Annotated in this window: 20 protein-coding genes; 10 read left to right on the top strand and 10 right to left on the bottom strand. The window is 60.7% G+C overall.

The window, feature by feature from the left end; genetic code table 11:
• The first annotated feature begins 104 nt into the window (after positions 1–104).
• The gene (norR, locus tag AACY08_RS17975; protein WP_339470675.1) at positions 105–1,649 is read left to right on the top strand and encodes a nitric oxide reductase transcriptional regulator NorR; all 1,545 of its coding nucleotides are present in this window, start codon (positions 105–107) and stop codon (positions 1,647–1,649) included.
• A gap of 22 nt (positions 1,650–1,671) precedes the next feature.
• Here norR and AACY08_RS17970 read toward each other — a convergent pair whose 3' ends face one another.
• The gene (locus tag AACY08_RS17970; protein ID WP_339470674.1) at positions 1,672–2,574 is read right to left on the bottom strand and encodes a DMT family transporter; all 903 of its coding nucleotides are present in this window, start codon (positions 2,572–2,574) and stop codon (positions 1,672–1,674) included.
• Between the two features lie 138 nt (positions 2,575–2,712).
• Between AACY08_RS17970 and AACY08_RS17965 the strand changes: the two genes are divergently transcribed.
• Complete coding sequence (locus AACY08_RS17965) at positions 2,713–3,588, top strand: helix-turn-helix transcriptional regulator (protein WP_339470673.1); 876 nt, start codon at positions 2,713–2,715, stop codon at positions 3,586–3,588.
• Here the strand turns inward: AACY08_RS17965 and AACY08_RS17960 are convergent.
• The 7 genes from AACY08_RS17960 to AACY08_RS17930 form a co-directional block, all read right to left on the bottom strand.
• A complete protein-coding gene (locus AACY08_RS17960; protein WP_339470672.1) occupies positions 3,585–6,086 on the bottom strand; it encodes a helix-turn-helix transcriptional regulator in 2,502 nt (833 codons plus the stop codon). The genes AACY08_RS17965 and AACY08_RS17960 overlap by 4 nt on opposite strands.
• 163 nt (positions 6,087–6,249) lie before the next feature.
• Positions 6,250–7,608 carry a DUF1329 domain-containing protein gene (locus AACY08_RS17955; RefSeq protein WP_339470670.1) on the bottom strand — a complete coding sequence of 453 codons (1,359 nt, stop codon included), beginning with the start codon at positions 7,606–7,608 and terminating at the stop codon, positions 6,250–6,252.
• 26 nt (positions 7,609–7,634) lie between these two features.
• Complete coding sequence (locus tag AACY08_RS17950; RefSeq protein WP_339470668.1) at positions 7,635–9,425, bottom strand: DUF1302 domain-containing protein; 1,791 nt, start codon at positions 9,423–9,425, stop codon at positions 7,635–7,637.
• 483 nt (positions 9,426–9,908) lie between these two features.
• Entirely contained in the window at positions 9,909–10,820 is a 912-nt protein-coding gene (locus tag AACY08_RS17945) for an SDR family oxidoreductase (RefSeq protein ID WP_049711581.1), read from the bottom strand.
• Between the two features lie 154 nt (positions 10,821–10,974).
• On the bottom strand, positions 10,975–11,880 hold the full coding sequence (locus AACY08_RS17940; protein ID WP_339470667.1) for an alpha/beta fold hydrolase: 906 nt from the start codon (positions 11,878–11,880) through the stop codon (positions 10,975–10,977).
• On the bottom strand, positions 11,880–12,662 hold the full coding sequence (locus AACY08_RS17935) for a class II aldolase/adducin family protein (RefSeq protein ID WP_339470665.1): 783 nt from the start codon (positions 12,660–12,662) through the stop codon (positions 11,880–11,882). Before AACY08_RS17935 ends, AACY08_RS17940 begins: the two co-directional genes overlap by 1 nt.
• Positions 12,663–12,868: 206 nt before the next feature.
• Complete coding sequence (locus AACY08_RS17930) at positions 12,869–13,324, bottom strand: flavodoxin (protein WP_339470663.1); 456 nt, start codon at positions 13,322–13,324, stop codon at positions 12,869–12,871.
• A 136-nt stretch (positions 13,325–13,460) separates the two neighbouring features.
• Between AACY08_RS17930 and AACY08_RS17925 the strand changes: the two genes are divergently transcribed.
• On the top strand, positions 13,461–13,928 hold the full coding sequence (locus AACY08_RS17925) for a PAS domain-containing protein (protein ID WP_339470661.1): 468 nt from the start codon (positions 13,461–13,463) through the stop codon (positions 13,926–13,928).
• A gap of 58 nt (positions 13,929–13,986) precedes the next feature.
• The gene (locus tag AACY08_RS17920) at positions 13,987–14,592 is read left to right on the top strand and encodes a hypothetical protein (protein ID WP_339470660.1); all 606 of its coding nucleotides are present in this window, start codon (positions 13,987–13,989) and stop codon (positions 14,590–14,592) included.
• Positions 14,593–14,594: 2 nt separating this feature from the next.
• Here the strand turns inward: AACY08_RS17920 and AACY08_RS17915 are convergent, their stop codons facing one another.
• The gene (locus AACY08_RS17915) at positions 14,595–15,545 is read right to left on the bottom strand and encodes a MerR family transcriptional regulator (RefSeq protein ID WP_339470659.1); all 951 of its coding nucleotides are present in this window, start codon (positions 15,543–15,545) and stop codon (positions 14,595–14,597) included.
• A gap of 215 nt (positions 15,546–15,760) precedes the next feature.
• On the opposite strand from AACY08_RS17915, the gene AACY08_RS17910 reads away from it, so the two are divergent.
• From AACY08_RS17910 to AACY08_RS17885, 6 genes are all read left to right on the top strand, one after another.
• Complete coding sequence (locus tag AACY08_RS17910) at positions 15,761–16,318, top strand: antibiotic biosynthesis monooxygenase (protein WP_065874470.1); 558 nt, start codon at positions 15,761–15,763, stop codon at positions 16,316–16,318.
• 57 nt (positions 16,319–16,375) lie between these two features.
• Positions 16,376–17,086: a dihydromonapterin reductase gene (gene folM, locus AACY08_RS17905; protein WP_339470657.1), complete on the top strand. Its 711-nt coding sequence runs from the start codon at positions 16,376–16,378 to the stop codon at positions 17,084–17,086.
• A 20-nt stretch (positions 17,087–17,106) separates the two neighbouring features.
• Complete coding sequence (folE, locus tag AACY08_RS17900) at positions 17,107–17,667, top strand: GTP cyclohydrolase I FolE (RefSeq protein WP_339470655.1); 561 nt, start codon at positions 17,107–17,109, stop codon at positions 17,665–17,667.
• A 2-nt stretch (positions 17,668–17,669) separates the two neighbouring features.
• Positions 17,670–18,074 (top strand): dihydroneopterin triphosphate 2'-epimerase, encoded by a 405-nt coding sequence (gene folX, locus AACY08_RS17895; protein ID WP_339470653.1) that lies wholly within the window; start codon positions 17,670–17,672, stop codon positions 18,072–18,074.
• A 65-nt stretch (positions 18,075–18,139) separates the two neighbouring features.
• Positions 18,140–18,436, top strand: a complete 297-nt coding sequence (locus AACY08_RS17890; RefSeq protein WP_339420692.1) for a DUF1244 domain-containing protein — start codon at positions 18,140–18,142, stop codon at positions 18,434–18,436.
• The gene (locus tag AACY08_RS17885; RefSeq protein ID WP_339435950.1) at positions 18,429–18,767 is read left to right on the top strand and encodes a HopJ type III effector protein; all 339 of its coding nucleotides are present in this window, start codon (positions 18,429–18,431) and stop codon (positions 18,765–18,767) included. Before AACY08_RS17890 ends, AACY08_RS17885 begins: the two co-directional genes overlap by 8 nt.
• 185 nt (positions 18,768–18,952) lie before the next feature.
• Here AACY08_RS17885 and trxB read toward each other — a convergent pair whose 3' ends face one another.
• A complete protein-coding gene (gene trxB / locus AACY08_RS17880) occupies positions 18,953–19,915 on the bottom strand; it encodes a thioredoxin-disulfide reductase (RefSeq protein WP_003176041.1) in 963 nt (320 codons plus the stop codon).
• Between the last annotated feature and the right edge of the window lie 46 nt (positions 19,916–19,961).

Raw genomic sequence — 19,961 nt, 5'->3', positions numbered from 1 at the left:
GTATTCGTGCCAACTTATTAATCGTTATTTTTCAACCAGTTAAATTACATGTAGTCAGTATGACCTCCTACACCTTATAGTCATAAAGACTACAAGGAGTCTTTATGACTGCGCACTCATTGCTCACCACCCTGCTGCCTCTGGTCGCCGACCTGTCTCGCGAACTGCCTGAAGGCGAGCGTTACCGCCGCCTGCTGCAAGCGATGCGCGCCCTGCTCCCTTGCGATGCCGCCGCGTTGTTGCGCCTGGAAGGCGAATGGCTGGTGCCACTGGCCGTCGATGGCTTGAGCGCCGACACCTTGGGTCGACGCTTCAAGGTCAGTGAGCATCCGCGCTTTGCCGTGCTGCTGAGCAGCCCCGGCCCCACGCGCTTTGACAGTGACAGCGAATTGCCCGATCCCTATGACGGCTTGGTGGATGGCCTGCATGGACACCTGGAAGTACACGACTGCATGGGCTGCCCGCTGTTCGTCGACGACCAGCCCTGGGGCCTGCTGACCCTGGATGCCCTCGACACCGAACGCTTCGAACGCGTGGAACTCGATGCCCTGCAAGCCTTCGCCAGCCTCGCCGCCGCCACCGTCAACGTAGCCGAGCGCATCGAGCGCCTGGCCTTGCGCGCCGAAGACGAACACCAGCGTGCCGAGATTTACCGCCAGGCCAGCGGCCAGCAGCACAAGGAAATGATCGGCCAAAGTAAAAGCCACAAGCGCCTGGTCGAGGAGACCAAATGGGTCGGTGGCAGCGACCTGACCGTACTGATCACTGGCGAAACCGGAGTGGGCAAGGAACTGGTGGCCCACGCCATCCACGCCGCATCAACACGCGCGGACAAACCGCTGATCAGCCTCAATTGCGCCGCCCTGCCGGAAACCCTGGTGGAAAGCGAGCTGTTCGGCCATGTGCGCGGCGCCTTCACCGGTGCGTTGAATGAGCGCCGCGGCAAATTCGAGCTGGCCAATGGCGGTACGTTGTTCCTGGATGAAGTGGGCGAACTGTCACTGACGGTGCAAGCCAAGCTGCTGCGGGTACTGCAAAGCGGCCAGTTGCAGCGGCTGGGCTCGGACAAGGAACACCAAGTGGACGTGCGCCTGATCGCCGCCACCAACCGCGACCTGGCCTTTGAGGTGCGCAACGGCCGCTACCGCGCCGACTTTTACCACCGACTCAGCGTGTACCCCCTGCAAGTACCGGCGCTGCGCGAACGCGGGCGCGATGTGCTGCTGCTGGCCGGCTACTTCCTCGAACAGAACCGCTCACGCATGGGCCTGGGCAGCTTGCGCCTGACCAGCGATGCCCAGGCGGCGATGCTGGCCTATAACTGGCCGGGCAACGTGCGAGAGCTGGAACATTTGATCGGACGCAGCGCGCTGAAAGCCTTGGGGAACTGTCGCGAACGTCCGAGGATTTTAAGCTTGAGTGCCCGGGACCTCGACCTGCCCGATGTCAGCGCGCCGCTGATCGAAGAACAGACTGACATGACGACCGCCGTCACCGGCGACCTGCGCCAGGCCACAGAGCACTACCAGCGCCAAATCATCAGCGCCTGCCTGGAACGCCACCAGCACAACTGGGCCAGCGCCGCCCGCGAACTCGGCCTGGACCGCGCCAACCTGGGCCGAATGGCCAAGCGCCTAGGCCTCAAATAGCCCAAACAACTCGCTCCCACATTTAGGTTTGTTGTGCCTTGAAGACAGGGTTCACACGCTTCACCTTCCGAAACACCAACACATTCCCCACCATTACCAGCACCAACCCCACCAACGCCGGTGCAGTCCACTGATACCCCTCAACAAACGTCGACACATTCAGCGCCACCACCGGAAACAACACCGTGCAATACGCCGCACGCTCCGGCCCCATCCGACCCACCAACGTCAGATAAGCCGTAAACCCAATCACCGACCCCGGAATCACCAGGTACCACAACGCGCCGACATACCGCGCGCTCCAGTCCATCTCGAACGGAATCCCGCGCACCACGCAATACGTTGCCAACATCGCCGCACCATACGCCATGCCCCAGGCATTGGTGGTCAGCGGCCTGAGCCCGGCCTTCTGCTGCAGGCTCGACAACATATTGCCCGCCGAGAAACACATCGTCCCGAGCAACGCCAACCCCAAGCCGAGCCAGGTCTGCGGGCTGGCGGTATGCCCCACCAGTTCCGGCCAGAACAGCAAGCCCAGTCCCAGCAAGCCAAGGCCGCCGCCCATCAACACATTACGCGCCACCCGCTGGCCGAAAAACACCCGGGCATTCAGCGCGTTCCACAGCGTAGCCGTGGAGAACACCACCGCCACCAACCCACTGGGAATCCACTGGCTGGCCGTAAGAAAGCACATGAAGTTGACGCAGAACAGGCACAGCCCTTGGGCCAGGCAGATCAAGTGCCCACGCCTGTTCATCACCTGCAACGTGCGGCTGAGCAACAACAGCGCAAACAACACCAGCGCCGCCAAGCCAAAGCGATAAACGATGGACACGGGGATTGCCACCACGCCCAGTTGCCACTTGAGGGCGATCCAGGTGGTGCCCCAAATCAGCACGGTGAGTAAATACAGGGAAAGGTTCATAGCGGGCTCCATCGGTTGAGCCACAGTCTGGCCCTCCCTCCGTGGCGCGCTCTTGCACAATCTTGCGCTTTTGTCGGACGACGGGATCACAGCGCCAACCGCGGGGAGTAGGATGCAAAGCGTCGGAGAGTACTCACCATGCCTGATCTGGAATCCCTGCAAGTCTTTCAAGCCCTTAATCGCTCGCCCAACGCACGCCTTGAGGCCTGCGCCGAGCTCGGTGACGGCTTGTCTTCAGCATTGTGGAGCAACCACCACGACTCGCAGGATTATCAAGCGCCGAGCCATCACACGCTGTCGTGCTACATCGGCGGCGGCACCGGCACCTTTCGGCGTGACCAGCCGGGCACCAAGGGCGGGCCCGACAAGCTGTGCATCCTGCCCGCCGAGCATCAGTCGGCATGGGTGATCAACGGCGAGATTCGCCTGGCCCACGTGTACTTCAGCCCGGAGCAGTTTGCCTTGGGCTGCATCACCCTGCTCGACCGCGAGCCCCGCACCTTGCACCTGCGCGAAAGCACCTTCCTGGAAGACGCCAGCCAGGCCCGGCGCTTTCATCAATTGATCGCGCTGAACTGGCACGAACCCGCAGAGCGCTTGCTGACCAGCAGCCTGGCCCATGAAATGCTCAGCCACACCCTGCTCAGCCAGGTGGGCGCGCGCGAAGGGCTACGCCTGAAAGGCGGGTTGGCGGCGTACCAGCGACGACTGTTGGTCGACTACATCGACCAATACCTGGAAGACCCGATAAGCCTGGGTCAATTGGCCGGGATGTGTGCGCTGTCGGAGTACCATTTCGCAAGGATGTTCCGCCAGACGTTCGGCCTGCCGCCCCATCAATATTTGTTGGCGCGGCGATTGACCCGTGCCCAGGCCCTGCTGCGCAGCGGCGCCCTGCCCCTGGGCGAGATCGCCTTGATGTGCGGTTTCTCCAGCGCCAGCCACTTCACCCATCGCTTTCGCCAGGCCATGGGCGCCACACCCGGCGAGTATCGCCAGGCGTTCTGCACCTAGATCATCAACCCCAGTGTCTTGGCCTTGGCCACCGCTTGCGTACGCCGCTCCACGCCGAGTTTGCTGTGGATGCGCCGCGCGTGGGTCTTGACGGTGTGCAGGGAGATAAACAGGCGGTCGGCGATTTCCAGGTTGGAGTTACCCAGGGCGATCAACTGCAGCACTTCCAGCTCGCGCTGGCTGAGTGGGTTCTCGACCGCTCCTGACGTTGAGGCTTGGGGCTCCATGCCCAGCTCGCTCAACACCCCCGGCGAGCGCAGCCGCAGCTCGCGAATAGCCTGCTGCACCTGGCAACGCTCCGCCAGCTCCAGCCCGGTTTGCAGCGAACGGCGCGCCAGGGAGGCGTCGCCGACCTGCCAGGCCACTTCGCCGAGCACCAGGTACAGCTCGGTTTCCAGACAGAGCATGCCGCGTTGGTGGGCGCTGCCCAGCAAGGCCGTAAGCCGTGCTACGGGGTGCTCGGCACAGCCCAGTTTCACCTCCGCGAGCACCAGCAGGTATTCCAGGCGCGGGATCAGTTCCAGGGTGGCCGGCGGCGCCTGCTTGGCCTGGGGCCCCCGGAAGTGTCGCAGTACGCGGCGCACCGCTTCCACCGTCAGGTCAGCGCGCCCCTGTTGCAACCAGAAATGCCCGCTGACCAACAGCAGCACCGCGCGATACACCCTGTCGGGCACCTGGCGTTGTTGCATCAGCCGTTCGGCTTCGCGCAGTTGGTCAAAGGCTTGGGCGTAATCGCCACGATTGGCTGCCATCAGCGCCAAGCCGAGAAACCCGTAGAGCACGCGCTTGTCCTGGCTGTGCAGGCACACCTTCAAGCCTGTTTCGAAGCATTCGGCGGCCAGGCTGTCTTGCCCCTGGCGCAACGCCAGATGCCCGCGCCGCAGGGCAATGCGCCCGACCAAGGGCCCGGCCTTGAGCCGCTGTTCGAGCAACATCGCCTGCACATTTTCCAGCAGGCTTTGCGCCCGATACGGCGCGCCGCGCTGTTCCAGTAATTGCGCGTGATCCAGTTCGAGCAAGGCCTCGAGCAGCAACGAACCGTGGGCCCGGGCCAGGCACAACGCTTCACGGCTCAGGCTCTGGGCCACGTCCAACTCGCCACGCAGCAAGGCTTGCTGGGTCAGGCCCGACAGGCACATCAGCCGCGACGTCCAGGCACTGTCGGGCAAGGCTTGCAGTGCCTCAAGGAAATGTTCGCGAGAGCGCTCGGCATCGCCGCCCAAATGCAGCAGCCAGCCCCATTGCGCCTGCCAGCGCGCCAGCAGATAGCGTTGTTGCGCCGCCGTCGGTTGCGGAGCGAACCGCGCAAGCTGGTCGATGCATTGCGCGGCCTGGTCAAAACGCCCGGCGAACAGCAATGCCGCCGTCACCAGCCCGACCAGTTGCGCCGAGCCGAGCATCAATTCATCGCCATGCTGTTCATGCAGACGCAAAAGCAACACCGCGTTCTGCTGGCGGAACAGGTCCTCGAAACTGAAGTACTTCAGCAAGCTCACCGCGGCTTCATATTCTTCGGCCAGCAAGGCTTGTTCAAATGCTGCCTGCCAGTCCTGTTCGGCGGTGAACCATTGGCAGGCGCGCCGGTGCCAGGAGCGCTTGGCCGGCCAGGGCTCATCACGCATCAGCTGTGCCAGCGGCGGGAAAACCTGTTGCCAGCCCGTGTCTTCCCAAGGCTGGATAAACGCACCGAGGGCCTGCAAGCCCCGCAGGTATTGGACACCGTCGCCAACGCCGAACAGGTGCTCGCACAAGCCCGTATTGAAACGCGGCAGATGGGCCAGCACGCGCCAGGCTTCAGCCAGCTCGGTCGGCAAGGTGCTGAACAGCTCGTGTTGCAAATAGTCGAGCAAGGTTTTGTCCGGGTGACCATCGCCGAGCAGCGCGATGCGCACACCGGCGCACCAGCCGGCGCTGAACTGCAACACACGGTCGACGGACTGCCCTGGCGCATGGCTGAGCAGTTGCTTGATTTCCTCAGCATCAAACGCCAACTCGGCGCCACACTCCAGCAACTCATCGTCGAGCAACAGCCGCGGCCAGTTGCACGCCGGCCGGCGCCGCGCCCCAAGCCACCAGCTCAACGCCGGGCTGCTGGCAGTGAGCAGGCGGTCGAGCAAGGCGTCGGTGTCGGGCGCGGGCAAGCGGCAGAAGTCATCGAGGAACACCCACGCCGAGGTGTGCCAGCGGCCAAGGTCCAGCAGCAACGTGGCTTCATCGGTGAATGGCAAGCCGAGGCTTTGCGCCAGGCGCAGGCACAGATCAAGAGGGCTGAGGGCAACACCATTGAGCGCCAACCAATACACTTGGCAATCCTTGGGTGCCTGCAATGCGCACTCGGCGAGCAACGCACTCTTGCCACTGCCACCCGGCGCGCACAACAGCTTCACCCGCGCCGAAGCCGCCAGCAAAGGGCCCGCCAAGCGCGGGCGCAGCAGATGGTGGGCGGACAGCCGAGGCATGAATCCAGGACGGTCCAGGCAGCGTGTCATGGCGGTCATTGCTGCATCCTGCGTTTTTATTATTATGCAACGTGGCGACTACCCTAGTCCTGTGGTCGGCGGTTGTTGAAGAAAGATTCAGCACAATGATTGTAAGACATGCACAAAACCCAATGTGGGAGCAAGACCGCTCCCACAGTTGGATTGCATTTTCACACCAACATCAGCGAACGCCTTCAGTCCTCAACGCCGCCGGTGTGTAATCCGCAGCCTTGGCTTTGAACCCAAACACAAAACTGCTCTTCTCCTCGTTCTTCATCCCCAGGGCGATGTAGCGCCCGGCGATGATGTCGTACAGCGTCTCCACCGTGTAGGCCGGCACCTGGTGGTTGTAGTAGAACTGCGCATGCCCCTCGGCAACCCGCCACAGTTGGCCACGGCCGTCGTAGTGATCCACCAATGCCACCTGCCAGCTGTCTTCGTCGATGTACATGTGGCGCTTGGCGTAGATGTGCCGCTCGCTCGGCTTGACCGTGCCAACCACTTCCCACACGCGGTGCAACTCATAGCGGGTCAGGTCCTGATTGATGTGGCCGGCCTTGATGATGTCGTCGTACTTGAGCGTTGGCTGGTCCAGCTTGTAGCTGTTGTAGGGGATGTACATCTCCTTCTTGCCCACCAGCTTCCAGTCATAACGGTCAGGCGCGCCGGAGAACATATCGAAGTTATCCGTGGTGCGCAGCCCATCGGATGCAGTACCCGGACCGTCATACGACACCTGCGGCGCGCGACGCACGCGGCGCTGGCCAGCGTTGTAGATCCAGGCCAGGCGCGGCTCCTTCACCTGGTCGAGGGTTTCGTGCACCAATAGCACGTTGCCCGCCAGCCGCGCCGGCGCCGTCACCGATTGCTTGAAAAAGCTCAGTACGTTGGCGGCCTTGGCCTGGTCCATGTCCGGGATCGCTTGCGGCACCGCCACTTCTTCTTCGAAGCGGATCGGCGTGTAACCGCCGTTGGTCTGCGGGGTGGCCTGGATGATGATGCGGCGCAGGTTGCCACCGTGGTAACGGGTGATGTGGTTCCACAGCACCTCCACGCCATTCTTGGGAATCGGGAACGCGTAGTAGCGGTTGCCGGTGAAATTTTCCAGGCCATTACCGTCGTTGATGGCCTTGACGTTCAGCGCGCTGCGCTTGATCGACTCGTAGATCTCCGGCGGCAGATTGACCGTGCGGTGGCTTGGATACACGGGAATTTTATAGGTCTCGGGATAGCGCTTGAACATCGCTACCTGGCCGTCAGACAGCTTGTCTTTATATTTGTCGACGGTGGCGGCGGTGATCACGAACAACGGTTTTTCACTGGCGAACGGGTCGGCGAGGAAGCCCTTGCTGTCCACCGCACCGGCGTTTTTGGGAATGCCGCCAGTCCAGGCCGGGATCGAGCCATCGGCATTGCCGGCTTTTTCGGCGCCCACCGGGGTCAGGGTGGTGCCCAGCTTGGCCGCCTCTTCCGGCGACACCGCCGCCATCACGTTGGCGGCCAACAGGCTGAGGGCCATTACCGCAATTATCTTACGCATAGAGTCTTGTCCTTCTTTAAGCCAAATCAGAAGTTCACGCCGAAGCTGAGGGCGAGGAAGTCACGGTCGGTCAGGGTGTTGTAGTCGCCACCAAAGAAGTCGGTGTAGCTGAGGCTGGCGGTGTAGGTGTTGCGGTAGTCCGCATCGACCCCTGCACTGATCGCCTTGGCGCCTTTGTTGAACAGGCCGTTGGGGCCGTAGCCGGCAACGTCATGGGACCAGGACAGGTTGGGCTTGAGGTTGATCCCGGCGATCACGTTGTTGTAGTCAAGGATCGCCCGCGCGCGATAACCCCAGGAGGTGGACGTGACAAAACCATCGGTGTCGCCTTGGAAACCATAAGCGCCGTACACCGAGTCGCGGCCGTAACGCAGCTTGGATTTATCCTCCAGGCCGCCGACGTGCACGATGGCCGCTTCGCCCACCAGCGTCAGGCGCTCAGCGCCCAGCACTTGGTCGAAGAACTGGGTCATGCTGCTTTGGATCTGGGTGATTTCCTTGCGGCGGTAGCCTTTGTTGTCGTCGCCGAAATTGCTACGAATGGGTGAGGCCAGTTGGCCGGAAGTGGGGTTGATCAGGGCCAGGGTGAGGTCGGTTGTATTCAGTTGCACCGGTGCGTTCGGTCGGTAGCTGATCTCGCCAGTCCACGCCGTACCGGTGGGCAAGGTGGTGGAGAAGCTGGCGCCAAACAGGCGGATATCTTCCGGGTATTCAAGGTAATACTGGCCACGTCCGAGCATAGTGCTGGTGACCAAACCGTCCCCGGTTCCCGGCCGCAGGAAGTTGGCAAGGTTACGGATGGAATCCATCGTCGTCGCGTTAGAGTTGTTGGTAATCGTGCCTACCGTGGGCGTTCGACTGTGGTAATTCATGAAGTACACGCCGTACTCGGTGTCATCGCCCAACCAACGCAGCGCGGCACCAAATTGGCCGGAGTCGCGTGCGTCACGATCGCCGGCGCGGCGCACGATTACCCCCTCATTGGTCACACTGAACCCTTGGCCAAAGTTCGCTGCCACCGGCTGCAAAGGCGCGATCGCAGGGTTACCCACGGTGTAGTTGTTGGTGCAACCATCCGCCGCCACATCGCTGCCAAAAAACGTGCCGCAGTTATCCAGCACCGTCTGGTCCCATTCCAACTGGTAGAACCCTTCTACGGTCAGTTGGTTGGTCAGGCTTTGTGAAGCGAACAGCATGTTGACCGGGATCAGCCCTTCCTTGATCTCGGCACCCGGTCTACGGAAGGCAGACACGTCAATCGGGTTGATGCTGTTGATGGAGTTGCCGATGAAGGTACTTTCACCCCAACTCACCACCTGTTTACCCGCGCGCACGGTGCCCGGCAGATTGCCCAGTGAGTAGTTGTGATAAACGAAGGCATCGAGGATCTGCGCACCGCTGGACTTGGCGCCTTCCTTGCGGTTGTGGTCGCTGATCTGCTTGAACTCGCGATCTTCGTCCTTGAGTTCGAAGTCGTACCAGTATTTGCCACGGACAAACACGCCCGTGTCGCCGTACTTCAATTCAAGGTCGTGCAAACCTTTGAAAATTTTCGAGAAGGTTTCGCCCTTCTTGAAGTTCAGGCGCCCGTCATCCCCGGTGGAAGCCTGGCCGCTACCGCCATTGACGGTGCCCACCAGCTTTTTGTCCGCATCGCGCATGCCCCAACTTGCGCCCACCGACAGTGAGGAATCGAATTGCCCTTCGATCTCGCCAATGTTGAATGAAACAGCCTGTGCCTGCGCACAGCAACCCAACGCAACCGCAGCGGCCAGCGCCTGTGGCCTGAAGATGGCGCGCATTGTTGTTCTTGTCATGCGTCTTCCCCGATGAGTGACAGAAGGCCCCACCCTACTGCCGACCATCAGGAGGGATAAGCGCACCAAGGAGGGATTCGTGTTGTCGCTCGAAAGGATTACCGGGCGCTCTGGCCTGGGTCTGCGCGCGGGCATGCACCGTGTGGATGGCGGGTTATCAGGAAGATGGATGGAGCAGGTCATAACTGTTGCTGATTCAGCAACAGTCCTTGTCATGAATCGCCATTACTCATTTTGTTACTAACGGCTATTCTTGCCGGGCTTTCAGGGCCAACGGCCCGCTTTCCTAACCGGAAGAAAAGCCAGATTCAAATGGATTGATGATTATTTTCAATCCGTTACCGGTGTTCACTGACGTTGATTTGTCGCTCCTTGATCCAACGTCTTACTTCGGCCGCTGCCTATGCAGCGGCCTTTTTTATGCCTTAAATAAAACGGGGCGCCATCAGCGCCCCGCAGGATTCAATCTTTTTCAAGCAACGATCACAGGCTGTATTTCTGCAGATTGGCCATCATCTCCTTCAATGCCTCGATATTGTCCTTGGGGTGGGCTGCACCGTCGAAGTCGCAGATCTGCTGCCAGTGTGCGGCCACATCGTCGGGCGAGAAGCCGGCTTCCGGGTCAAAGCCCACGCCCAGGCTACGCTCCCAGCGGGTCTTGCCGATCCAGCCGCCGCCTACTTCAAACAGCCCCGAGGTTTCCTGACACGCCTCGCTGCCCAGGTACACCACCAGCGGGCTGACCAGCTCCGGCTTGAGGCGCTCGAACACTTGCGGCGGGATCAAGCCTTCGGTCATGCGCGTGCCGCCGGTGGGGGCAATGGCGTTCACCAGAATGTTGTTCTTGCGCCCTTCCAGCGCCAGCGTGCGGGTCAGCCCATAGAGGCCAAGCTTGGCCATGCCGTAGTTGGACTGGCCAAAGTTGCCATAGATGCCCGAGGTGGACGCCGTGAAAATCACCCGGCCGTAAGCTTGCTCGCGCAGATGGGGCCAAGCAGCGCGGGTGACTTTGTAGGCGCCTTCGACATGCACCCGGTAAACCAGGTCCCAATCGCTGTCGTCCATTTTGTGGAAGGTCTTGTCACGCAGAATGCCAGCGTTATTGACCACCACATCGATACGGCCGAAGGCATCGAGGGCGTTCTGCACGATCTTGTCACCGTCGGTGACAGAGTCATGGTTGGCCTCGGCGATACCGCCCGCTTCACGAATCTCGGCCACGACCCGGTCGGCGGCCGAGGCATTCGCGCCTTCACCCTGGGTAGAACCACCGAGATCGTTGACCAACACTTTGGCGCCATGTTTAGCGAACAACAGCGCATGGGCCCGGCCCAATCCGCCGCCGGCACCGGTGACGATCACGACCTTATCCTGGAACTGCACTGACTCACTCATACCGAACTCCAATGGCGACAATGGGAATGGGTCGAGTGTCAGGCACCGGGGCTCTGGTCACAATAGATACGGCAGGGGCTGAATGGTGCTCGATAAGGTAGGGGGATGATTATGATGGGCTAACGAAAATCTAATTGTGTGTAGATACCTATGGCTATCGCAGGCAAGCCAGCTCCCGCACTGGGCCAGCAATTCGCTCGCGAAACGCCAGGTAGTGCTTGAGCACCTGCACCGGCGCCTCGATCTGCGGATAGTGGCCGATATTGGCCAGCAAGACCGTGTCGGCGTGGGGCACCAACGCGTGGTAACGCTCAACCATGTGGGCGCCGGAGATCGGGTCTATCTCGCCATCAATCACCCGCAGTGGGACTTCAGCCTGCTGCATTGCCGCGACCCAACGATCACGCAGGCGCCGACGCTGAGGAATGTAGGCGACGAGCTTGTGCAGGATGCGCGTGCCTTCTTGGCACTCGATCAGGCTCCAGAAATCATCCAGGGCGCTTTCGCTGGGGCGGGTATTGAGGCCGAATATCTGGCTGAAGCTGTTCGCCAGGGCATTGCGCCCAAACGCACGGCCGATCATCCAGCCCAGGGGGCTGAGCAAGAGCTTTTGTACCAGCGCCGGGCGATGGGTCTCAGGAAACAACCCCCCGTTGAGAAACACACAACTGGCCATCTGAAAGCGACCTTCATAGTGCCGCGCCAGCAACTCCTGGGCGACGCTGTCGCCGTAGTCATGGGCCAGCACATGCACCGGCTGCTCGACTCGCAGGTGTTCCAGCAGTGCCTGCTGCAAGTCCGCCTGTTCCAGTAGGCAATAACCGTGGTCCAGCGGCTTGGCCGAGTCGCCAAAACCGAGCATGTCGCAGGCGATCACCAAGTTGCGCTGGGCCAGGGGCTGCCACAAGTAGTGCCAGTCCCAACTGGCAGTGGGAAAGCCATGGATCAGCAGCAACGGCTCGCCCTGCCCAGCCACCCAGTAACGGATGGTGCGGCCGTGGAATTCGAATGCCTGGCTGCGTTTGCGCCAGACACTGAGCGGAATCTCGGCGAGTGGCATCAGGTTTTATACCCAGGATCGACGCGGTCCAACTTGCGCAGCAACGCCGGCCAGGCCAGCGCGCCCCCCATACTTTGTGCGCTCTTTGTGACCGCCGCCACCATTGCCTTGGCACCGGCGAGTATCTGTGGCCCGATGGCGATCAATTCAGCGCCGCCATTTTGCGCCAGCACCTGGATATCGCAGGCGCGCTGGAAGGTAAACATCATCAAAAAAGTGTCGGCGATGGTGCTGCCGCAAGTCAGAAGACCGTGGTTGTGCAGCATCAGGAAATTGTTTTCGCCAAGATCGGCCTGCAAGCGGGCCTTCTCTTCATGGTTCAACGCCACCCCTTCGTAGGCGTGATAGGCCAGGCTCGACAGCACGAACAGGGACTGCTGGCTGATCGGCAACACGCCTTGTTTCTGCGCAGCCACCGCAACACCCGAAGCGGTGTGGGTGTGCAGCACACAGGTCACGTCGTGGCGAACTTCATGGATGGCGCTGTGGATGGTGTAGCCCGCGGGGTTGATCTCGTAGGGGCTCTCCATCAGCTTGTTGCCGGCCTGATCGACCTTGACCAGGCTCGACGCGGTAATCTCGTCAAACATCAACCCATAAGGGTTGATCAGGAAATCATCGGTGCCCGGCACCTTGGCCGAGATATGCGTAAAGATCAGGTCATCCCAACCATGCAGCGCCACCAGGCGATAACAGGCTGCCAGGTCGACGCGGGTTTGCCACTCGGCAGCGCTGACCTGGTCTTTGACATTCTGTGGCGATAGAACGGGGGCTAGGCTCACGGTAACGACCTCCTTGGCGCACTTTCTTATTGTTTTTTTGAGTGATGGGCCAGTCTAGTCAGACGTCGTGGCCGCCGTAGTTGCCTTGGCAGCCAGCTTGATGACCGTACGAGTCAGTGTTGAGAATAGTTTAAATTCGTGTGAACAACGTCAGAGAAGTGCCGCCAATAAAGGGGCGGCACAGGCATTGGTGCGCGAATGAGCGCTCAACCGCGCAGTGCAGTGACCAATTCGGCCAGCCACGGTTCGGCGTCAGTTTCCGGGGTGACACTTTCGCTGGCGTCCAGGCGCAGCATCGGCAGCACTTCGCGCACGCCCAGCTCAGCAAACAGCTCGCGCATTTGCTCGCCGCCACCGCAGAAAGTATCGCCATAGCTGGCGTCGCCCAGGCCGATGACTGCACCGGGCAGGCCACGCCAGGCGGCGGGCAGTTGGTCGCGAATCGTCGAATACAGGGGTTGCAGGTTGTCGGGCAACTCGCCCATGCCGGTGGTGGACGTCACCGCCAGAAAAGCGTCCGGCGCAAATGCCTGCACCTGCGCCAGACTGGCGCGGGGGTTGTGCCAGGCCTCGAAACCTGCGGCATTGAGGATACTGCCAGCATGGCGAGCGACATCTTCAGCAGTGCCGTAGACCGAGCCGGAAAGGATGGCGACTTTCATCAATCTAATCCTGTAGTTGAGCGAAAGCGTGGGATATTAGCAGCTCAACCGACCCCTTCAAAAAAACGTCGCGCCCGGATGGAAAGAATGCCGGGGTGTCTTAGACTTGCGACACCTCACATGGATGAAGCCCCGCATGATTAACGCTCAATTGATGCAAATGGTCATCGACGCCTCGAATGACGGCATTGTTATCGCTGAACGGGAAGGCAAGGACTTGCCACTGATCTACGTCAACCCTGCTTTTGAGCGGCTGACCGGCTACGCCCGCGATGAAATCCTCTACCAGGATTGCCGTTTCCTGCAATCGGGAGACCGGGACCAACCGGGCCTTATCGCCATTCGAGAAGCGCTGGGCAATGATGGCAATTGTCGCGAAACCCTGCGCAATTACCGCAAGGACGGCACGCACTTCTGGAATGAGCTGTCGATATCCACCCTTTACAACGCGGCAGACAAACAGACTTACTTCATCGGCGTTCAAAAGGACGTCACCGTTCAAGTCAAAGCCCAGCAGCGCGTGGCCCAATTGGAAGCGCAAGTCGCCGAACTCAAGGCAGAGCTGGCCGCACTCAAGACGACGATCGAATCTAACAAAGATTAGATAAAACGGTGATTAAGAGGATAATGGCGTTTTACCCCCTACCCGTTGAGCAGGCCTCATGCAACGCGACGCACTCCTGACGCAGGACGAACTGGATTTTATCCAGACCATGCAGCACAACCCACAGTTGAACCTGCGGGATGCGTCGTCGAGCCTGACGGTTAATGGGGGTGCGCAAATTCGCGACCTGCTCACTCGCCTGGCCGCCCACGACCAGGTCACCATCCAGGCGCAGTTCGACAACCAGCAACTGACCTTCCCGCTGCACTTGGTCGAAGATGAGTTTCACGCGGTTCACCTGCGCTTGGGCGTGCCGAGTATTTTCGAAGACGGGCCAATGATCCGGCCGTGGCGCCTGGCGCTTGAAACCCCAGTGGCGCTGGAAAATATCAAGGGCAACCCGGGCGCGATATGGGTGCATGAGGTATCGTTCAAAGGCGTACTGGTGGAGATTCGGGGCCGGATCCAGCCACCTAAAACCTTTTCACTGTGGTTCAGCCCGTCGGGCTATGAGCGCATTGCGTTGCGCGGAACGTTCGAACGAGAAACCGCGCGCGGGTTGTTCGCCTATCGACTGAACCAGAGCGACGCCGGAGAAATCGAGCGCCTGCGCCAGTTCATCCTGCACCAGCACCGCTTGGCCCATCCAGAGGTTCATGCCTGAGCTCAGGTATCCAGGCCACCCGCCAGGAATTGCTGTAAGCGGCGCTGCATCAGCCGCCCCTCGTTACCCAGGCAACCGATTGGCGAGCCCTTAAGGCTTTCCTGCGCCAGGTCGGCGGCATCACCTGCCAGCAGCAACGGGCAATTCAGGGTCAGCGCCAGACGCTTGAGTCGCAGCGGCAGTTCGCTGCCGGGTGCGCGATTGGAGAACAGTACCAAGGCTTGCGGCTGGGTCTTTTCGCAGATCAGCGTCAATTCATCGAATGGCTGGCCTACGCCCATGACCTTCACCGCGAGCGTTTCCCCCGACATCAGCAGGCCCGCGACCAGCAACTCCAACTCGCGGCATTCCCCGGCAACGGCCGCCAGCAATACCCGAGGCACCGACGCGGCCGCTGCCACTTGCAGACGTTGCGCGGTGCGCGAGCGCAGGTGATTGTCGAAGAACAGCCACTCGCTGGCTTGGCCGAAGCGCCCTTGGTGGCGCAGCAATGCCTGCCACAGCGGCATGAGAATGTCTTGAAACACTACCGCAATCGGGTAGGCGGAAAAGATCTGGCCGTACAGTCGGTCCAACTCACGGTCATCGAATGCGCTGATTGCAAGGCGCAGGCGCTCCTGCCACTGGACCCACTCCACCTGCGTTTCAGGCGCGGTGCCAGGTTCGCTGAGCGGCTCGTCTCGTGCGAGGAGTTTGCCGACTTTGCTCACCGCGACGCCACGTTCGATCCAGTCCAGCACCCGGTGCACGGTGTCGATATCGTTGCGCGAGTACAACCGATGCCCGCTTTCGGTGCGCTTGGGCTGGATCAGGCCGTAGCGACGCTCCCAGGCGCGCAGAGTGACCGGGTTGACGCCGGTCAGCCGGGCGACTTCACGAATAGGGAAAAGGTCGTCGCAATCAGTGACATTGTCAGGCGTCTTTTCGTGCTGGGGAGCAGTAATTTCGGGCATCAGAGATGAAAAACATCCGTGTCAATTTGAACACTATTTAACGCTTATTCGGCGGCGCGATACAAGTTACAGGGCGACGCGACCAAAGTATCTGGTGTATTTCGATAAAACAGGAATAATCCTTGCCTGTTTTTTCTACGTCGCTGCCACACCCCGCAGCCTCGTTTGTGTGCCGCCTACCCGGCCCAGCGCACCCGCACACTTGGAGATACACAATGTCTACCTCACCCGTCACCCTGATGGTTGCGCGCCGCGTGGCCAAGGGTCGCTACGAAGAACTGATGGCCTGGCTGCGCGAAGGCGAGCAATTGGCCACCGACTTTCCTGGCTACCTGGGCTCAGGCGTTCTTGCCCCGCCGCCCAATGATGATGAGTTCCAGATCATTTTCCGCTTCGCCGATGAGCACACCCTGCATGCCTGGGAGTTTTCTGCCTCCCGCAGTGCCTGGTTGAGCCGTGGCAGCGAATTGTTTGCCGACCCGTCCGAGCACCGCGTACGCGGCATCGACGGCTGGTTCGGCGCGGTGGGTGCGCGCCCGCCACGCTGGAAGCAGGCCGTGGCGATCTGGCTGGCGTTCTTCCCGGTATCGCTGCTGTTCAACTTTGTATTGGGCCCGCTGCTCAATGAACTGGAGCTGGTGCCACGTGTGCTGGTCAGCACCCTGGCGCTCACGCCCTTGATGGTTTATCTGTTTATCCCACTCTCGACCCACCTGCTGGCGAATTGGCTACATCCTTCCCCACCGCGCAAGGTCACTGAAGCTGCCGCATGAGTACAGGGGCGGGCGGTCGCTGGTATAGTTTCAATCTGCCAGCGACCCGAGCCTCTCATGACTGCAACGAACGCCCCGATTCTGATCACCGGCGCCGGCCAGCGTGTCGGCCTGCATTGCGCCCAGCGCCTGCTGGACGAAGGCCACTCGGTGATTTTCAGCTACCTCAGCGAGCGGCCCGGCGTGCAGGCGTTGCGCGAGCGTGGGGCCATCGGTGTATATGCCGATTTCTCTGACGAAGCCGGAATTCTCGCGTTTATCGCCGAGCTGCACACCCACACCCAGAGCCTGCGCGCGATCATCCATAACGCCTCGGCCTGGGTCGCGGAAACGCCTGGCGACGAAAGCCGCGCTTTTACCGACATGTTCAGCGTGCACATGCTTGCGCCGTACCTGATCAACCTGCATTGTTCACCCTTGCTGCAACGCTCGACACCGGCCGACATCGTGCATATCAGCGATGACGTGGTGCGCAAGGGCAGCCGCCAGCACATCGCCTACTGCGCCACCAAGGCCGGGCTCGACAGCCTTACGCTGTCATTTGCCGCGCAGTTCGCGCCGCTGATCAAGGTCAACGGCATCGCACCGGCGATGGTGATGTTCAACGACGGCGACGATGCTGCCTACCGCGCCAAGGTACTGGCCAAGTCGGCACTGGGCATCGAGCCTGGGCCCGAGGTGATCTACCAGAGCGTGCGCTACCTGCTGGACAACCCTTATGTCACCGGAACCACCCTGACCGTCAACGGCGGGCGGCATATCAAGTAAGCCGTTTGTGAGGATGTTGTATGACCTTATCCCTGCCCCAACACTACCGCGAGATCCTTAAAGGCCTGGGCGAAGACCCCGAGCGCGAAGGCTTGCTCGATACCCCCAAGCGCGCCGCCAAGGCCATGCAATACCTGTGTAATGGCTACGCGCAGAACCTGGAGGAGATCGTCAACGGCGCGCTGTTCGCCTCTGACAATGACGAGATGGTGATCCTCAAGGACATCGAGTTGTACTCGCTGTGCGAACACCACCTGCTGCCCTTTATCGGCAAGGCCCATGTGGCCTATATTCCGACCGGCAAGGTGCTGGGCCTGTCGAAACTGGCGCGTATCGTCGACATGTTCGCCCGGCGCCTGCAGATCCAGGAAAACCTCACGCGGCAAATTGCCGACGCCATCCAGGACGTGACCCAGGCGGCCGGCGTGGCCGTGGTGATCGAAGCCAAGCATATGTGCATGATGATGCGCGGCGTGGAAAAACAGAATTCAACCATGAACACCTCGGTGATGCTCGGCGCGTTCCGCGAGTCGAACACCACGCGCATGGAGTTCCTGCAACTGATTGGACGGAGCAAGTAGCAATGCCACAACTTCAACCAGGCATGGCGCGTATCCGGGTCAAGGACCTGTGCCTACGCACCTATATCGGTATCAACGAGGACGAAATCCTCAACAAGCAGGATGTGCTGATCAACCTGACCATCCTGTATGCCGCCCAGGAAGCCGTGCGCGACAATGACATCGACCATGCGCTGAACTACCGCACCATCACCAAGGCGATCATCGCCCATGTGGAAGGCAACCGCTTTGCCTTGCTGGAGCGCTTGACCCAGGAATTGCTGGACCTGGTGATGAGCAATGAGTCGGTGCTGTACGCCGAAGTCGAAGTCGACAAGCCCCACGCGCTGCGCTTTGCCGAATCGGTTTCGATAACGCTCGCGGCGAGCCGCTCAGCCTCAAGCGATAAGCTTCAAGCCACACGTTAAAGCCAACCTCATTCCAACTTGCAGCTTGAAGCTTACCCGCTGATAGCTGTCTCGAAGAGACCACCATGAACGATCAACAACGCCTCGAACTCGAAGCCGCCGCCTTTCGCCGGCTGGTAGCCCACCTGGACAGCCGTAAGGATGTGCAGAACATCGACCTGATGAACCTCTCGGGCTTCTGCCGCAACTGCTTGTCCAAGTGGTACAAGGCCGAGGCTGACGAGCGTCAGATCGAGCTGAGCCTCGATGACGCCCGTGAGGTGGTGTACGGCATGCCATACGCCGAGTGGAAAGCCACCTACCAGAAAGAAGCCAGCGCCGACCAACAGGCAGCGTTCGCGAAAGGAAAGACCCATGACTGATTTGAACACCCTGCGCGTAAGCCTCAACAGTGGCGAACATGTGTTTGCCGATACCTTGGCGTTTGTTGCTGCTGGTTACGACTACCAGCCGCAGGCCTTCACCAACGGCCATGTAGAAAATGCGGCCGGGCAGAATGAGGGTTCGTGCAAGACACTGGGTTTGGCCCTGCTGGAAAGTCTGAGCGATCAGGAAGCGCTGCTGGCTTTTGGCGAGCATTACCGTTCGGTGGTGGCGACGCCTGAGGGCAGCGACCACGGCAACATCCGCGCACTGATCGCGCATGGCCTGGCCGGCGTGAAGTTCACCGCACACCCCCTGACACGCCGCTGATTCAATCTAGAAACCCGTTCACTGTGGGAGCCGGGCTTGCCCGCGATGGCGATGGTGACTGACACGCCGCTATCGCAGGCAAGCCAGCTCCCACAAGGACTGGGTTAACACTTCATGACCTGGGTGTTAGTTGAATCGCGGACATAAAAAACCGGCCTCACAGCCGGTTTTTTAGTTCAACGGGGTCAGAACGAAGCGTTCTGCAGGCCGTCCAGGTAACGCTCGGCATCCAGTGCCGCCATGCAACCGGCGCCGGCCGAGGTGATGGCCTGGCGGTAAACGTGGTCGGCTACGTCACCGGCAGCGAAGATACCTTCGATGTTGGTGGCGGTGGCGTTGCCTTCACGGCCGCCCTGCACCACCAGGTAACCGTCTTTGGCTTCCAGCACGCCTTCGAACAGCGAGGTGTTCGGGGTGTGGCCGATGGCGATGAACACGCCGTCGACTTTCAGTTCGTCAAAGCTGCCGTCGTTGTTTTTCAGACGGGCGCCGGTCACGCCCATGTTGTCGCCCAGGACTTCGTCCAGGGTGGCGTTGAGCTTGAGGATAATCTTACCTTCAGCGACACGGGCGTGCAGCTTGTCGATCAGGATCTTCTCGGCCCGGAAGGTCTCGCGGCGGTGAACCAGGGTCACGGTGCTGGCGATGTTCGCCAGGTACAGCGCCTCTTCCACGGCCGTGTTGCCGCCGCCGACCACGGCGACGGGTTTGTTGCGATAGAAGAAACCATCGCAGGTCGCGCAGGCGGATACGCCCTTGCCCATGAACGCTTCTTCCGATGGCAGGCCCAGGTAGCGGGCGCTGGCACCAGTGGCGATGATCAGCGCGTCACAGGTGTATACGCCGCTGTCGCCGGTCAGGCTGTAAGGCTTTTTCGAGAAGTCGACTTTGTTGATGTGATCAAACACGATTTCGGTTTCAAAGCGCTCGGCGTGTTCTTTCATACGCTCCATCAGCACCGGGCCGGTGAGGCCATGGACGTCGCCCGGCCAGTTGTCGACTTCGGTGGTGGTGGTCAACTGACCACCCGCCTGCATGCCGGTGATCAGCAGCGGCTTGAGGTTGGCCCGGGCAGCGTAGACAGCAGCGCTATAACCGGCAGGGCCGGAACCGAGAATAATCACTCGCGAATGACGGGTATCAGACATGACTCACTCCTATCGACCGCCCGGACTACAAGGCGGCTGGAATAAA

The sequence above is a fragment of the Pseudomonas sp. EL_65y_Pfl1_R83 genome (assembly GCF_963970695.1).
Taxonomy (GTDB): Bacteria; Pseudomonadota; Gammaproteobacteria; order Pseudomonadales; family Pseudomonadaceae; genus Aquipseudomonas; species Aquipseudomonas tritici.
The sequence above is the reverse complement of the archived record's forward strand: the minus strand, read 5'-3'. Positions and strand labels throughout refer to the sequence as shown.

What these genes read in the sequence shown, in the direction of transcription:
- AACY08_RS17945 (WP_049711581.1), bottom strand. Translation starts at nt 10,820, where the DNA reads ATGAGTGAGTCAGTGCAGTTCCAGGATAAGGTCGTGATCGTCACCGGT.
- AACY08_RS17890 (WP_339420692.1), top strand. Translation starts at nt 18,140, where the DNA reads ATGAACGATCAACAACGCCTCGAACTCGAAGCCGCCGCCTTTCGCCGG.
- norR (WP_339470675.1), top strand. Translation starts at nt 105, where the DNA reads ATGACTGCGCACTCATTGCTCACCACCCTGCTGCCTCTGGTCGCCGAC.
- AACY08_RS17960 (WP_339470672.1), bottom strand. Translation starts at nt 6,086, where the DNA reads ATGACCGCCATGACACGCTGCCTGGACCGTCCTGGATTCATGCCTCGG.
- folE (WP_339470655.1), top strand. Translation starts at nt 17,107, where the DNA reads ATGACCTTATCCCTGCCCCAACACTACCGCGAGATCCTTAAAGGCCTG.
- AACY08_RS17950 (WP_339470668.1), bottom strand. Translation starts at nt 9,425, where the DNA reads ATGACAAGAACAACAATGCGCGCCATCTTCAGGCCACAGGCGCTGGCC.
- folM (WP_339470657.1), top strand. Translation starts at nt 16,376, where the DNA reads ATGACTGCAACGAACGCCCCGATTCTGATCACCGGCGCCGGCCAGCGT.
- AACY08_RS17925 (WP_339470661.1), top strand. Translation starts at nt 13,461, where the DNA reads ATGATTAACGCTCAATTGATGCAAATGGTCATCGACGCCTCGAATGAC.
- AACY08_RS17915 (WP_339470659.1), bottom strand. Translation starts at nt 15,545, where the DNA reads ATGCCCGAAATTACTGCTCCCCAGCACGAAAAGACGCCTGACAATGTC.
- AACY08_RS17970 (WP_339470674.1), bottom strand. Translation starts at nt 2,574, where the DNA reads ATGAACCTTTCCCTGTATTTACTCACCGTGCTGATTTGGGGCACCACC.
- AACY08_RS17965 (WP_339470673.1), top strand. Translation starts at nt 2,713, where the DNA reads ATGCCTGATCTGGAATCCCTGCAAGTCTTTCAAGCCCTTAATCGCTCG.
- AACY08_RS17920 (WP_339470660.1), top strand. Translation starts at nt 13,987, where the DNA reads ATGCAACGCGACGCACTCCTGACGCAGGACGAACTGGATTTTATCCAG.
- AACY08_RS17955 (WP_339470670.1), bottom strand. Translation starts at nt 7,608, where the DNA reads ATGCGTAAGATAATTGCGGTAATGGCCCTCAGCCTGTTGGCCGCCAAC.
- trxB (WP_003176041.1), bottom strand. Translation starts at nt 19,915, where the DNA reads ATGTCTGATACCCGTCATTCGCGAGTGATTATTCTCGGTTCCGGCCCT.
- folX (WP_339470653.1), top strand. Translation starts at nt 17,670, where the DNA reads ATGCCACAACTTCAACCAGGCATGGCGCGTATCCGGGTCAAGGACCTG.
- AACY08_RS17885 (WP_339435950.1), top strand. Translation starts at nt 18,429, where the DNA reads ATGACTGATTTGAACACCCTGCGCGTAAGCCTCAACAGTGGCGAACAT.
- AACY08_RS17940 (WP_339470667.1), bottom strand. Translation starts at nt 11,880, where the DNA reads ATGCCACTCGCCGAGATTCCGCTCAGTGTCTGGCGCAAACGCAGCCAG.
- AACY08_RS17930 (WP_339470663.1), bottom strand. Translation starts at nt 13,324, where the DNA reads ATGAAAGTCGCCATCCTTTCCGGCTCGGTCTACGGCACTGCTGAAGAT.
- AACY08_RS17910 (WP_065874470.1), top strand. Translation starts at nt 15,761, where the DNA reads ATGTCTACCTCACCCGTCACCCTGATGGTTGCGCGCCGCGTGGCCAAG.